The sequence below is a fragment of the Streptomyces sp. NPDC058371 genome (assembly GCF_042723265.1).
Taxonomy (GTDB): Bacteria; Actinomycetota; Actinomycetes; order Streptomycetales; family Streptomycetaceae; genus Streptomyces.
Window position 1 is genome coordinate 1 of sequence record NZ_JBHXJC010000003.1, and the last position, 13,136, is coordinate 13,136.

Consider the following 13,136-nt stretch of genomic DNA (forward strand, 5'->3'; position numbering starts at 1 on the left):
GGAAACGCCCGGTTACATTCCGAACCCGGAAGCTAAGCCTTACAGCGCCGATGGTACTGCAGGGGGGACCCTGTGGGAGAGTAGGACGCCGCCGAACAAATTTTGAAGAAAACCCCCGTACCGGGATTCCTGGTACGGGGGTTTTCTGCATTTCCGGGGGTATCCATGGCGTCGTGCCGGCCGTATATGAGGTGTGGGGTGCGGTAGTCGGGTATTACCGTGGCCTGCATGAACCACGTGATCCGGTCCATACGTGCCGAAGAGTGGGCCGAGGTGAAGGCGCTTCGGCTGGCCGCGCTCCAGGATCCCCTTGCGCCCCTCGCGTTCCTGGAGACGTATGAGGAGGCGGCGGCCCGGGCCGACGCCTTCTGGCGTGAGCGGGCGGCGGGGGCGGCCGTGGGGACGACCGCGCGGCAGCAGTTCATCGCCGAGGCGCCCGATGGGGAGTGGGCCGGGTCCGTGACCGTACTGGTCGAGGAGGCCGGCGGCACGGATCCCTTCGGAAATGCGGTCGAGCAGGCTCAGGGACATGTGGTCGGGGTGTTCGTGCGGCCGGAGCAGCGGGCAAGCGGGCTGATCGGGGCGCTGCTCGACGCGGCCCTCGAGTGGTCCTGGGGGCTCGGTCTGGAACGGGTGCGGCTCTTCGTGCACGAGCGGAACTCCCGGGCCGAGGCGGCCTATCGCAAGGTGGGGTTCGTGGCGTCGGGCGCGACCGTGCCGGTGCCGGGTGGCTCCGGAGAGCGGGAGCTGGAGCTCGTGTTCAAGCGGCCGTGACGGCAGGGCGCCGCGGTCAGGGTGCCGCGGTCAGACCGGGAGTTCGTACTGGGGCCAGCGGGCTCTGCCCTGTTCGTGGGAGCGGAGCAGGGCCAGGGTCGGGAGGCCTCGGTCCGCTCCGCGGGCCAGGAGCTCCGGGAGCTGGGGGAGCGGGGCAACTGCCGCCACGTCGTCGAGGACGAGGGCAAGTGGTGGGTCGAGGCGACCGGAGGATGACCGTTCGGCCATGCGCCGGCCGCGCTCGACCACGCTTGAGGCGAGGGCCGTCAGAAGCGGCATCGCGCCGGGATTTGTCTTGGGGTCTTCGATCGGTTCACCGACCACATAAAGCGTGCCCCCTTCGTTGACGAAGGAATCCAACGTGAGGGCATCAGTTCGGTTCGGGGTGCAGGACTCGCGGACGTTGACCGTGAACAGGGAGGACAGCGCGCGGGCCGTCAACTCCTGTGCGATGTCCCGGCGTTCGGGGTGCGAGGTGAGGGCGGCTTCGAGTTCGCCGGCTGAGCCCGACGCGGCCTTGGGGTTCGTACGGAGGGTTCGTACGGCGTCCTGGACCTGGGTGCCCTGGGCCCAGCGGTGGACGTGGCGGAAGGCGCGGCCCTCCACGGCGGCGGCGTGCAGGTAGCTGCGCAGGAGCGTTTCCGCGACGTCTGCCATTGCCTGGTCCACCTTTGCGGTGGGGCGGACGGGGGTGAGGAGGGCTGCCGCCCTTGCTGTGGCTGTTGCCCTGTCTTCGCAGCCTGCCGCGGGGTTCCAGTGGAGGCGGGCCGGGGTGTCGCACAGGTGCGCGGGGTCGTAGAGGAGGACGGGGCCCAGCTTGGCTCGGGCGTCCTTTGTGTCCGACCAGACGGTCGGGTTCGAGGTGATGACCAGGGCGGGGCCCTCTGCGTCGCGGATCGCCTGGGCGGCGAGGGGATGGCGGGTTTCGGCGGGGCCGAGGATCAGTGGGCCGCGTTGTGGGGGTACCGGGGGCTTCTCCCACGTGGGTGGGGGTTCCGGGGCGTTCTGCGGCTGCGCCGCCTGGGTCTGTGGGGCGCCCTCGGCGCGATTGTCGTCCCACAGACCCACCCGATCGGTCTGCTCCAGCGGCTGCGCCGGCTCCGTTGGGACGAGCGCGCCTCCGGCGCGATGGGTTTCCCACCCACCCACTCGTTCGATTGGCTGATCGGGATGCGGCTGCGGCAGCGGCAGCGGTAGCGATTTCGGCTCTGCCGCCTCCGCCCTTCGTCTCGCTCTGCCCGCTCGCCAGCGCGCCGTTGTTCCCAGCACGAAGACCGTCAGGACCAGGAGGACCATCAGCTGGCCGATGAACAGGCCCCAGAAGAGGCCGTATCCGGAGAGTTGGCCGGAGGGGGTGTCCGGCCAGGCGCCGGGGATGTCGTGGGGGCGGCCGATGAGGGAGCGCATGGCCAGGGGGGTGTGGGCGAAGGTGACGTGGGCGGGCCAGCTGCCGTGGGTGAACAGGCCGGCGAGGCCCGTCGCCGTCCACACCATCAGCGTCATGCCCAGCAGGAAGGCGAGGACCCCGACCAACAGGCCGTCGGGGATGCCTCCTTCGCTCCCGTGGCGGTGGTCGCGCTCGTCCTGTCTCATCTCACGCCACCGTTCTCGCATCATGTGTTCCCACATCATGCGTGCCCACGTCACGTCTCGTGCCGCAGCCGGCCACGACTGCGCTCATACCGTCGCTCATGCCACCGTGGACTCGGACGAGCCGTCCAGGTCGGTCAGGTGTTGTTCCATGAAGGCCGCCGCTCGTTCCTCGGCCTCCAGTTCGGCGGCGCGCAGGGCCTCGTCGGCGAGGTGGTGTTCGGAGGACTCGGTCATCGCGCGGTCGGTGAAGACGAGGGGGCGTTCGGTCTCCGTGATCAGGTGCTTGACCACCTGGACGTTGCCGTTGACGTCCCAGACCGCGATGCCGGGGGTCAGGGTCGGGATGATCTCGACGGCCCAGCGGGGCAGGCCGAGGACCCGGCCCGTGGACCGTGCCTCGTCCGCCTTCTGGGCGTAGATCGTCCGGGTGGAGGCCATTTTCAGGATCGCGGCCGCCTCCTTCGCCGCTGCTCCGTCCACGACGTCCGAGAGGTGGTGGACCACCGCCACGAACGACAGGCCGAGGCGTCGGCCGAACTTCAGCAGCCGCTGGAAGAGCTGGGCGACGAACGGGCTGTTGATGATGTGCCAGGCCTCCTCGACCAGGAAGATGCGCTTCTTCCGGTCGGGGCGGATCCAGGTGTGCTCCAGCCATACGCCGACGATCGCCATCAGGATCGGCATGGCGATCGAGTTCCGGTCGATGTGGGAGAGGTCGAAGACGATGAGCGGCGCGTCGAGGTCGATGCCCACGGTCGTCGGGCCGTCGAACATGCCCCGCAGGTCGCCGTCGACCAGCCGGTCGATGACCAGGGCCACGTCCAGGCCCCACGCGCGTACGTCGTCCAGGGCGACGTTCATCGCCTCGGCCGACTCGGGCTCGGGGTGGCGGAGTTGCTCGACGATGTCCATCAGCACCGGCTGGCGCTCGACGATGGTCTCGTTCACGTAGGCGTGCGCGACCTTCAGGGCGAAGCCGGAGCGTTCGTCGAGGCCGTGCCCCATGGCGACCTCGATGATCGTCCGGAGCAGCGCCAGCTGGCCGGTGGTGGTGATCGCGGGGTCGAGCGGGTTGAGCCGGATGCCCATGTCCAGGGCGGCGGTCGGGTCGAGCCGGATGGGGGTTATCCCCAGCTCCTCGGCGATGAGGTTCCATTCGCCGACGCCGTCCTCGCCCTGGGCGTCCAGCACCACCACCTGGCGGTCGCGGAAGCGCAACTGCCGTAGGACGTACGTCTTCTCCAGTGCCGACTTGCCGTTGCCGGACTCGCCGAGGACCAGCCAGTGGGGTGCCGGGAGCTGCTGGCCGTAGAGCTGGAAGGGGTCGTAGATGTAGCCCTTGCCGGAGTAGACCTCGCGGCCGATGATGACGCCCGAGTCGCCGAGGCCCGGGGCGGCGGTCGGGAGGTAGACCGCCTGGGCCTGGCCGGTCGACGTGCGCACCGGGAGGCGGGTCGTCTCGATCTTGCCGAAGAGGAAGGACGTGAAGGCGTCCGTCGCGGCGGACAGCGGATCCCGCATCAGAACATCAGCCCCTACCTGCGGATTCCGGTGGCGAACGGCAGTGTGTTCACGAAGGCGCGGTGGTGCTCGCGGTCGCACCACTCCAGCTTCAGATACGACTTGCCGGCCGAGGCGCGGATGGTCCGCTTGTCGCGGGCGAGCGCCTCGGGGTTGCGCGAGGAGACCGTGATGTAGCCGACGAGGTTCACGCCCGCCGCGCCGCTCGCGAGGTCCTCGCCGCGCTGGTCCATACGCCCGTGGGCGGCGACGTCGCGCGGGTCCACGGTCCGGTTCATCTTGGCGGCGCGGCTGGCCTCGGCGTCGTCGTTCGTCTTCTCGGTCAGCATCCGCTCGATGGCGACCTCGGTGGGTTCGAGGTCCATGGTGACGGCCACGGTCCGGATGACGTCCGGGGTGTGGACGAGGAGCGGGGCAAGGAAGTTGACGCCGACCGGGGTCATCGGCCACTCCTTCACCCAGGCCGTGGCGTGGCACCAGGGCGCGCGGGTGGAGGACTCGCGGGTCTTCGCCTGGAGGTAGGTCGGCTCCATGGCGTCGAGTTCGGCGGGCCAGGCGTTGCGCTTCGTCATCGCCTGGATGTGGTCGATGGGGTGGTCGGGGTCGTACATGGAGTGCACCAGCGAGGCGAGCCGTCCCTGACCGAGCGGCTGCCGTACGCGGATGTCGGCCTCCTGGAGCCGGGAGCAGATGTCCGTCAGCTCGCGCGCCATGACCACGGCGAGCCCCGCGTCCCGGTCGAGCTTGCGCCCGCTGTGCGGCCGGGCCGCCCGCGCCATGGCCTGGGCCTCGGCGGCGAGTTCACGGGAGTAGTGCATGCAGGCGACGAGGTAGGCGCGGTGCTGCTCGCTGCTGGTGGAGACCATGGACTGCAGCTGGTCGTACGACTGCTGGAGCCAGCCGGGTGCCCGCTCGTCACCGCGTACGGAGACGTCCTTGGCGTGCGCGTCCGGGTCGGCCGGGAGGGTGCGGGCGAGCATCTGGAGGCGGGTGACGAAGCCGTCACCGTTCGCGACGTGCTTGAGCAGCGTGCCGAAACGGTCGACGAGGGCCTCCTGGTCCTCGCTGTCCCGCAGGCCGACGCCGGGGCCCTCGATCTCGATCGCGGCCGTGACCGTGCGCCGGTCGGCGTGCAGGAGTACGGCGATCTCGTCCGGTCCGAAGGGGGCGGCGAGCCAGTTGATCCGGCCGATTCCGGGCGGGGGACCGATCTCGACCTCGCGGCCGTCCAGCCGGACGCCGGCCTCCATGACGCTGGAGCGGAAGGTGGTTCCCTGGCGCAGGGCCCGCTTGTAACTGCGGTTGATCTCGAACCACTTGTAGAACGTCCGCCGCTTGTAGGGGACGTACACGGCGGCCAGCGCCAGCAGCGGGAAGCCCATCAGCAGGACGATGCGCAGGGAGAGGAAGGGGACGAGGAGCCCGCACATCATGCCCAGGAACGCGCCCCCGATGATGAGCGCGATCTCGCCCGACTCACGGTTCCTGCCGACGATCGCGTTCGGCCGGGCGCGGCCGATCAGATATGTCCGGCGGGGCGTGACCGGATGGGACACGTGGGACTCGGTCGTCAACGCCCTTCACCTCCCGAGCGATTGGTACTGCTGTTGCGGGTATTGCCGGCGTGCGGGGTGTTGACCGGGCTCGAACGCGGCGGGGGTGCGGAGGCGGGGGCGGATCCGCCACCTCCGGGCGTACGGGTGCTGTGCGCGGCCACGCCGCCGGAGACGGGGTTGGCGGGCCGCGACTGGCCGCCGCCTCCGCCCCCACCTCCGCCGCTGTTGCTGTCGGCGCGGGTGCTGTGGGTCTTGATGCCCTGGGCGACGAGGGTGGCCGGGGAGCTGATCACCGCGGCGGCCTTGCCTTCGGCGCCTTGCATGATGCGGTTGTTGCGGGAGTGCGCGACCTCGTCGCCGAAGCCGGGGACGAAGCGGTAGATCATGGCGCTCGCGAAGATGGCGAGCAGGATGATGGCGAGGCCGGAGACCACGGCGGAGAAGGCGTCGGGGCCGCTGTCGGTGGACAGTGCGCCGGCGAGGCCCAGCACGATCACGATGACCGGTTTCACCAGGATGACCGCGATCATGATGCCGGCCCAGCGGCGGACGTGGCCCCACAGGTTCTTGTCGACGAGCCCCGCGTACACGACGGTGCCGAGGAGGGCGCCGACGTAGAGCAGCGCGGCCCGGATGACCAGCTCCAGCCAGAGGACGCCGGCCGCGAGGATCGACACCAGTGACACGACGATCAGCATGATCGGGCCGCCGCCGATGTTCTCGCCCTTGCTCAGGGCGCCGGAGAACGTGCCGAAGAACGTGTCCGTCTGGTTGCCGGTGGTCTTGGCGAGCACCTCGGTGACGCCGTCCGTCGCCGATACGACCGTGTAGAGGATCAGCGGGGTGAAGGCCGACGCGAGCACGGTCAGCCAGAGGAAGCCGATCGCCTCGGACAGGGCGGTGGTGAGCGGGACTCCCCGCACCGCCCTCTTCGCGACCGCCAGCACCCACAGCAGCAGGGTCAGGATCGTCGAGGCCGCGAACACGACCGCGTACTGCTGAAGGAACTTGGGGTTCGTGAAGTCGACGTTCGCGGTCGCCTTCACGGCCTCGGAGAGCTTGTCGACGGTCCACGCGGCGGCGTCGGCGCAGCCCTTTGCCAGGGAGGAGAGGGGGTCGAGGGTGGACCCGAGGCTGGGCGTCCCACCGCCGGAGGTTCCCTTGTCGCCGCTGTCGCGTTCGCAGTACTCCTTGGCCGCGCCGCGGATGAGGTCACACGGGTCGTTGCTCTTCGACGGCGAAGGTGTGGGGGCCGCGTAGGCGCGCGTGGTCAGCAGCACCGTGGTGGCCGGGACGGCCATGACAGCGGCGGCGACCTTGAGTACGCGATGGTTAGCGGGCATACGTGAACCCTCCGTACTCCTCGACAGCCTTGGTCATGTCGTCAGCGGTGGAGGCCTTCTGGTCGCGACCGACCGGCACGGGCCCGTCCTTCTGCGTGAAGTCGGTGACCTTCCAGTCGCCGCTGATCCACTTCAGCTCGTACGTGGTCGTGTACCAGCTCTCGGACACCGGGTTCGTGGAACCCTGGCCGGACAGGCCGAAGAGCGAGGTGTACCAGAGCTCGACGGTGGCGCTGTCGGCGGTGGCGGACGTGACCTTGGTCCCCACCGGGATGATCCGTGAGACGAACGTCTGGCCGTTGGGGGCCGCACCGTTCTTGTCCAGGCCGATGTTGGTCAGGAACTTCTCGTTGGAGTACGCCTTGTCGAGGTCCGACTGCCGTGCGGCGGCGCCTTCGGGCGCGTAGACGGAGTTGACGATGGCGTGCCGCTGGGCGGCGTCGAACATCCCGGTCGAGCCGAGCACCACACCGTAGTTGGTGGCCGCGCTCTGCGCCCCCTGCTCGTCATGGGCGAACCCCGACGGGATGTCCCCCGTCTTCGACTTGACCGGCTGCTGCCCGGACGCAGTCGTCGGCGCGGAGTTCGCCTTGTTGCTGTCGCCGCTTCCGGAGGAAGCGTCGTCCCCGCGGTTGGCGAAGGCGATCGCGGCGATGAGGAGGACGACGACGCCGACGACGGTGATCAGGCTGCGGGAGGAGGAACGGCCGCGCCGCGCCCCGCCGTAGACGTCGCCGGCGCGGTCGGGAAGGCGGGTGCGGGTCTGCCCCGAACCCCCGTATCCGCCGTCGTCACCGCGCGACGGGTCGCCGTATCCGTGATCGTCACCGAGACTCATGCCGCGCAGCCCCCTCGACCTCGTACCGAAACGCGTAGCAGTACGACGGTAGCCGTGCTGGTTCCCGCGCGGGCGCGGTGTGGTGACTCGACATCAGGGAAACGCAACCTCAGCCGGTGGGCACGACGGATGGATGAGTCGGAGGGGAACCGGGCGGGCCCGGCCGGGACTGACGAAGCGCCAGGCCGGGCGGCCCGGCCGGCCCTAGACAGCCATGCCGTACACGATGGTGAAGAGTGTGCCGAGGGAGCCGATGATGAAGACTCCCGTCAGGCCCGCGATGATGAGGCCCTTGCCCTGTTCGGCGCTGAAGGTGTCCCGCAGTGCCGTCGCGCCGATGCGCTGCTTCGCGGCACCCCAGATGGCGAGGCCGAGGCAGAGCAGGATGGCGACCGCCATCACCACCTCGATCATCACCTTCGCCTCGTTGCCCAGGCTGCCGAAGGGACCCCAGTCCGGAGCGATCCCGCCGATGATTGTGGTGATGTCGCCCTTATCGGCTGCGAAAAGCATGTAAGTCACCGCCCCTAGTGGGTAGTTCTCTCCACCCTCTGCCACTGCGCAGAGGTCAGCTCATTCTCGCCGACAATGACGCTGCCGTATGTCGACTTGACGTCATTGGTTGGCGGGATTCGTACGAATCCTCTGCCGCCGGTTCGCGCGGAGCCCGGTCGGGGGCGCGAAACGGTATGCAAGGGGTCGTATGGTCACTCTGTGTATCACGGCAGGTCACGCCGGGCAATGAAGTCGAACCGGAACCTGTCGTGTGGTTCGGTCGTTAACCCCTTTTACGCCGTGAGGACCCTCTCGGGTCGCTCGCGCCGCCGACGCCTCCGGCCCGTTCCGTTCCGTTCCGGGCGGTACCTGTCTGCCGTGAAGGTTATCGCCGGATTCGGCGTCACATGACAACGGGCCGCGGCTGGTTGCCGCGGCCCGCTGGTGTTGCAGGTGGTGTTCTCCGGTGGTGTTCGCCGGTCAGCCGGTGAAGGCGGTGAGTCCCTCCGGGGTGCCGACGCCGGTCGGGCCGTCGTAGCCGGCCGCGGCGGTGCACAGGTAGGCGGTGGTGCAGGTGCCGTTGCTGCCGCTGGTGACGTCGTTGAGGGCCGAGGTGCCGGCCGCCGTGTACGGGAACCTGGCCGGGTAGGAGCTGCTGGAGGGCGTGCCGGCGAGGGCGTACACGCCCGCGATGATCGGGGCCGAGGCGCTGGTGCCGCCGAAGGTGTACCAGCCGGCGGTGATGCCGTAGGAGTCGTAGACCGAGACGCCGGTCGCCGGGTCGGCGACGGCCGAGACGTCGGAGATGGTGCGCTTGGCGCAGCCGGTGTCGGTCTGCCAGGTGGGCTTCGCGTCGTACGCGGAGCAGCCGGAGCCGGTGCCCTCGGTGCTGCTGGTGTGCCAGACGCTCTCGGTCCAGCCGCGGCTGTTGGAGGCGGCGGAGAGCGCGGTGCCGCCGACCGAGGTCACGTACTGGGAGGCCGCCGGGTATTCGGCGCCGTAGCCGGAGTCGCCCGCGCTGACGGTGATGGCGACGCCCGGGTGCTTGAAGTACGAGGTGTCGTACGAGGAGTCGGAGGACGACTCGGAGCCGCCGTAGCTGTTGGAGACGTACTTCGCGCCCAGGGTGACCGCTTCGTTGACCGACTTGCCGAGGTTGGCCATGGAGGCGGAGGTGGCCTCGACGAGCAGGATCTTGCAGTTCGGGCAGATCGCACTGGCCATGTCGACGTCGAGGGAGATCTCCTCGGACCAGCCGGAGTCGCTGGTGGGCAGGGACGTCGTGGAGCCGGTCTGGCCGACCTTCTTGAAGCAGCCGTTGGCGGTGGTGCAGGCGGAGAGGCCGTAGTACGAGCGGTACTTGGCGAGGTCGGCCTCGGCGTTCGGGTCGTCGTAGGCGTCGACGATCGCGATGGTCGAGCCGGCGCCGTTGGTGGAGGCGGCGGAGGTCAGGCCGTATGCGTTGCGGAGGTCGGTCGGGCCGTAACCGGACGGGGTACTGGCGTCGGCGGCCTTGGGGGTGACGCCCTTGGCCGCGGCCTTCTTCAGCTGGAAGGCGGTGGTGCCGCCGGTGACGCGCAGGGCCTTGCAGGCCATCTCGCCGGCCTTGGCCGGGGTGCCGCAGGCGCGGCTCCAGGTCACGTGCGGGGTGGCCGGGTTCGGGGCTGCCGCGCTCGCGTGGGCGGCGGTGCCGAGGCCGGTGAGGACGAGGGCGGCGGTGGCGGCGGAGCCGATACGGCGCCATCTACCGCGTATGTCCGGTCTGTTGAGCGTGGGGGTACGCAACGTACAGCCTCCTGGGAGTGGTTGACAGGGGCAGTGCGGGTGCCGCCGCCGGTGCGGAGTCCCCGGCGGGCAGGGCCGAGCGGCCCGCGGATGACCATCCCCTTGTTGAGTACGCGACAACAAGAGGCATCTGGAATCCTGACTTCCGCCTTACTGAACGCGGGCTTGTGCGTGACCGGCCGATGGTCGCCGGATGGTTTCCGGCCGACCGTGGCTTGACCTGACTCACAGGAAACGCACGGTGTTACGCGCGTTGAGCGCGGCGGCGTGGCCGCTCGGAACGGCCGCCGCCCGCGCACGCCGCGGACCGGACCGTCGCGGCGTGCACGGGAGTTGCGTCGCGGTGACGCTCGGATGCTCCGGTGGCCGGGGTCAGGCCATCGCGGACGCCAGGGCCTTGGCCGTCTCCGCGACCAGGGCGTCGACGGGCAGGGCGTCCGGGGCGCTCCTGGTCGTCAGTACGGCCAGGACGACGGGGGCGCCGGACGGGGTCCAGGCGATGCCCACGTCATTGGCGGTGCCGTAGCTGCCCGTTCCCGTCTTGTCGGCGATCGTCCAGTCCGCGGGCAGGCCCGCGTGGAAGCGCTTGGCGCTGGTGGTGTTGCCGAGGAGCCAGGTCGTCAGCCGGGTGCGGTCCTCGTCGTTCAGGGCGTTGCCCAGGGCGAGTCGGGCGTACGTGCGGCCGATGGCCGCCGGGGTGGTCGTGTCCTCCACCCGCCACGGCTCCGCCGTGTTCAGCTCCGGCTCCCAGCGGTCGAGGCGGGTCGTCGGATCGCCGAGCGAACGGCAGAGCCGGGTGACCGCCGCGGGGCCGCCGAGTTCGCGGAGCAGCAGGTTGGCCGCGAGGTTGTCGCTGAAGCGGATCGCCGCGTCGCACAGTTCCTCGACGGCCATGCCGGCGGCGAGGTTCTCCGGCTTGACCGTGACCGAGCCGCCGCCGGCGGCCGTCCACTCCGCCTTCGTGTAGTGGATGCGCTTCGCGAGCGTCTCCCCGTGCCGGTCGAGATCCCGCAGTACGGCCGCGACGGCCAGCGTCTTGAACGCAGAGCACATCGGGAACAGTTCCGACGCCCGGTAGCGGGCGGTGGCGCCGGTCGCCAGGTTGTGCGCGAACGCACCGACCCTGGCGCCGTGTTGCTCCTCCAGCTCCCGCAGACGGGCCCGGGTGTCCCGGTCGCGGGTGTCCGCGTACGCCGGTCCGGCGGCCAGTGCGAGGGTGGCGGCGGCGCCGGTCGTGAGCAGGGCGCGGCGCGTCGGGGTCGACTTCCTTGAACCTAAGATCGTTCTTCCTCCAGTCCCGCAACGAAGTGGTCGAACTCACCTGCCCGTACACCGAGTACGAAGGCGTCCCACTTCTTCCGGGTTGTAGTGACGACGGTGGCGGGGTCGCCGGTTTCACACAGCTGTACGGAGTCGTCCGTGCCGAAGGTGAGCTCGATCCGGGGTCCGCGCGTCACGGGGTTCCCCGGCGCCTCCTTCAGCAGGCGCAGGAAGTCGTGGAAGGTGTCGGGGGTGGCCCCGAGTATGGCGCGACGGGGGTCGCTGCTCTCCGTGAGACGGATCGTTCCGGCGCCGTCGCGGGCTACGTGTACGCAGGAGTTGCCCTCAGCGCAGTAGGACGACTTCTGCCAGGGGGATGTGAGCATCGTGAGCTCCCTCAGAGGTCCTTGATGATGTTGTGGATGAAGCTCGCCGACGCCTCAGGGTCGAGGGCGGCGGACTCCATGCGGTCCAGCAGTACGCGGTACTTGTTCAGCTGCGCCTCGGCGTCGAGGAACACCGGGCCGTGGGACTGGTCGAGGTTCACGGTGTCGAGTTGCGGTACGGCGCCCTCGACGTAGTAGATCGACTGGCCGGAGCCGGGGAAGACGCTGGCGTCGAACGGGATGACGTGAATCGCGACGTGCTCCCGCTCGTTCAGGTCAAGCAGGTACTTGAGCTGGTCGCGGGTCACGCGGGGGCCGCCGAACTTCATGCGCAGGGCGGCCTCGTGGACGATGACCTGCTGCGGGGTGGGTGGATCCCGGAAGAGGATGGCCTGCCGTTTGACCCGGAAGGACACCCGGTGTTCCACGTCCGGGGGCGGTAGCTCCGGCACGGCCTGGCGGAAGATCTCGCGAGCGTATTCCGTGGTCTGGAAGAGACCCGGGATGTGGACGGTCACGGCAGTTCGCAGCCGCGTGGCGTGGTGTTCGAGCTCGGCGAGGTCCAGCATTCCGGTCGGCAGGATCTCTCGGTACTCCTCCCACCAGCCACGTCTGCGATCCGGGGTCAGGGCGGCGAGGGCTTCGACGAGGGGCTTGTCGGAGCAGTCGTAGTGACAGGCGATGGTGCGCAGGCGGTCGGGGCTTACACCGTGGCGACCGGCCTCCATGTTGCTGACCTGGTTCTGCTTGATGCCAAGGAGCTGCGCGGCTTGCGTCGACGTCAGACCCGCCCGCTCACGCAGCTTGCGCAGTTCGGCACCCAGCCGTAGTTGACGCCCGGTGGGGGTGCTTCTCATGGCCAACGCTCGACTCCCTCGGCACTGCTGTGTCACCCACAAGCGTGAATACTGAAGCAGTTCATGCATATAGGTCTAACAACTTACAACTTCGCGCTACTTTCTTCTCGAGGCGCCTGCCCCAGAAGCACCCCGCTCGACGGAGCGGCCGCGGTCACTGGGCACCGTAACCAAATCACCCAACTCCCCTCCGAACCGGGAGACTTCCGATGGCAACCGTATCCCCGTCCTGGGCCTACACCCTGCAACTTCCGCATGATCCCCGCGCCCCGGGCATCGCGCGGGCCACCCTGCGGACGATCCTGGCCGCCCATGGTCTGCACGACCTCACCCCCACGGCGGAGCTGCTCGCGTCCGAGCTGCTCACCAACGCGCACCTGCACACCAGCGGCCCGTACGCCCTGCGGATCCGCTCGACCGCGCCGGAACGGCTCGTGGTGGCCGTATGGGACACGGACCCGAAGGTGCCGCCCGGCTTCACGGAGGGCGCCTCCAGCGACGTACTGCCGCCGCAGAACGCCGAGAACGGGCGGGGACTGCACCTCGTACGGGCCTGCGCGGACGCGTGGGGCGCCTCCGTGCTGCGGGAGCTGGGCGCGTCGAAGGGCGGGAAGCTGCTGTGGGCCGAGTGCGCGCGAGCCGGACTGTCAGCGGTGTGACCTACAGTGAAAGAGCGTCAACGGAGCGTGATGTGGGGGTAGGGATGACAGACGTCGAGCAGCGTGCCA

Annotated in this window: 12 protein-coding genes and 1 rRNA gene; 3 read left to right on the plus strand and 10 right to left on the minus strand. The window is 69.5% G+C overall.

The features are described 5' to 3' along the window. Positions 1–97: ribosomal RNA gene (rrf, locus tag ACFWM2_RS11530) — 5S ribosomal RNA — on the plus strand; the annotation flags it as partial. Positions 98–228: 131 nt separating this feature from the next. After that, entirely contained in the window at positions 229–774 is a 546-nt protein-coding gene (locus ACFWM2_RS11535) for a GNAT family N-acetyltransferase (protein ID WP_383276547.1), read from the plus strand. 30 nt (positions 775–804) lie between these two features. Here ACFWM2_RS11535 and ACFWM2_RS11540 read toward each other — a convergent pair whose 3' ends face one another. The 10 genes from ACFWM2_RS11540 to ACFWM2_RS11585 form a co-directional block, all read right to left on the minus strand. Then, complete coding sequence (locus ACFWM2_RS11540) at positions 805–2,367, minus strand: type IV secretory system conjugative DNA transfer family protein (RefSeq protein ID WP_383276550.1); 1,563 nt, start codon at positions 2,365–2,367, stop codon at positions 805–807. A 96-nt stretch (positions 2,368–2,463) separates the two neighbouring features. Continuing rightward, positions 2,464–3,888 (minus strand): ATP-binding protein, encoded by a 1,425-nt coding sequence (locus tag ACFWM2_RS11545; RefSeq protein ID WP_383276553.1) that lies wholly within the window; start codon positions 3,886–3,888, stop codon positions 2,464–2,466. A gap of 14 nt (positions 3,889–3,902) precedes the next feature. After that, positions 3,903–5,462 (minus strand): SCO6880 family protein, encoded by a 1,560-nt coding sequence (locus tag ACFWM2_RS11550; protein WP_383276556.1) that lies wholly within the window; start codon positions 5,460–5,462, stop codon positions 3,903–3,905. Then, on the minus strand, positions 5,459–6,787 hold the full coding sequence (locus tag ACFWM2_RS11555) for a hypothetical protein (RefSeq protein WP_383276559.1): 1,329 nt from the start codon (positions 6,785–6,787) through the stop codon (positions 5,459–5,461). Before ACFWM2_RS11555 ends, ACFWM2_RS11550 begins: the two co-directional genes overlap by 4 nt. After that, the gene (locus ACFWM2_RS11560; protein ID WP_383276562.1) at positions 6,777–7,625 is read right to left on the minus strand and encodes a hypothetical protein; all 849 of its coding nucleotides are present in this window, start codon (positions 7,623–7,625) and stop codon (positions 6,777–6,779) included. The genes ACFWM2_RS11555 and ACFWM2_RS11560 overlap by 11 nt, the downstream gene beginning before the upstream one ends. Before the next feature lie 204 nt (positions 7,626–7,829). Then, on the minus strand, positions 7,830–8,138 hold the full coding sequence (locus tag ACFWM2_RS11565; RefSeq protein ID WP_383276565.1) for a hypothetical protein: 309 nt from the start codon (positions 8,136–8,138) through the stop codon (positions 7,830–7,832). A 462-nt stretch (positions 8,139–8,600) separates the two neighbouring features. After that, complete coding sequence (locus ACFWM2_RS11570) at positions 8,601–9,905, minus strand: peptidase S8 (protein ID WP_383276568.1); 1,305 nt, start codon at positions 9,903–9,905, stop codon at positions 8,601–8,603. A 372-nt stretch (positions 9,906–10,277) separates the two neighbouring features. Next, positions 10,278–11,186, minus strand: coding sequence for a class A beta-lactamase (gene bla / locus ACFWM2_RS11575; protein ID WP_383278265.1), 909 nt, complete (start codon positions 11,184–11,186; stop codon positions 10,278–10,280). Then, positions 11,180–11,551 carry a DUF397 domain-containing protein gene (locus ACFWM2_RS11580; protein WP_383276571.1) on the minus strand — a complete coding sequence of 124 codons (372 nt, stop codon included), beginning with the start codon at positions 11,549–11,551 and terminating at the stop codon, positions 11,180–11,182. The genes bla and ACFWM2_RS11580 overlap by 7 nt, the downstream gene beginning before the upstream one ends. Positions 11,552–11,562: 11 nt before the next feature. After that, positions 11,563–12,408 (minus strand): helix-turn-helix domain-containing protein, encoded by an 846-nt coding sequence (locus tag ACFWM2_RS11585; protein WP_383276574.1) that lies wholly within the window; start codon positions 12,406–12,408, stop codon positions 11,563–11,565. A gap of 209 nt (positions 12,409–12,617) precedes the next feature. Between ACFWM2_RS11585 and ACFWM2_RS11590 the strand changes: the two genes are divergently transcribed. Beyond that, a complete protein-coding gene (locus ACFWM2_RS11590; RefSeq protein WP_383276577.1) occupies positions 12,618–13,067 on the plus strand; it encodes an ATP-binding protein in 450 nt (149 codons plus the stop codon). Positions 13,068–13,136 lie beyond the last annotated feature (69 nt).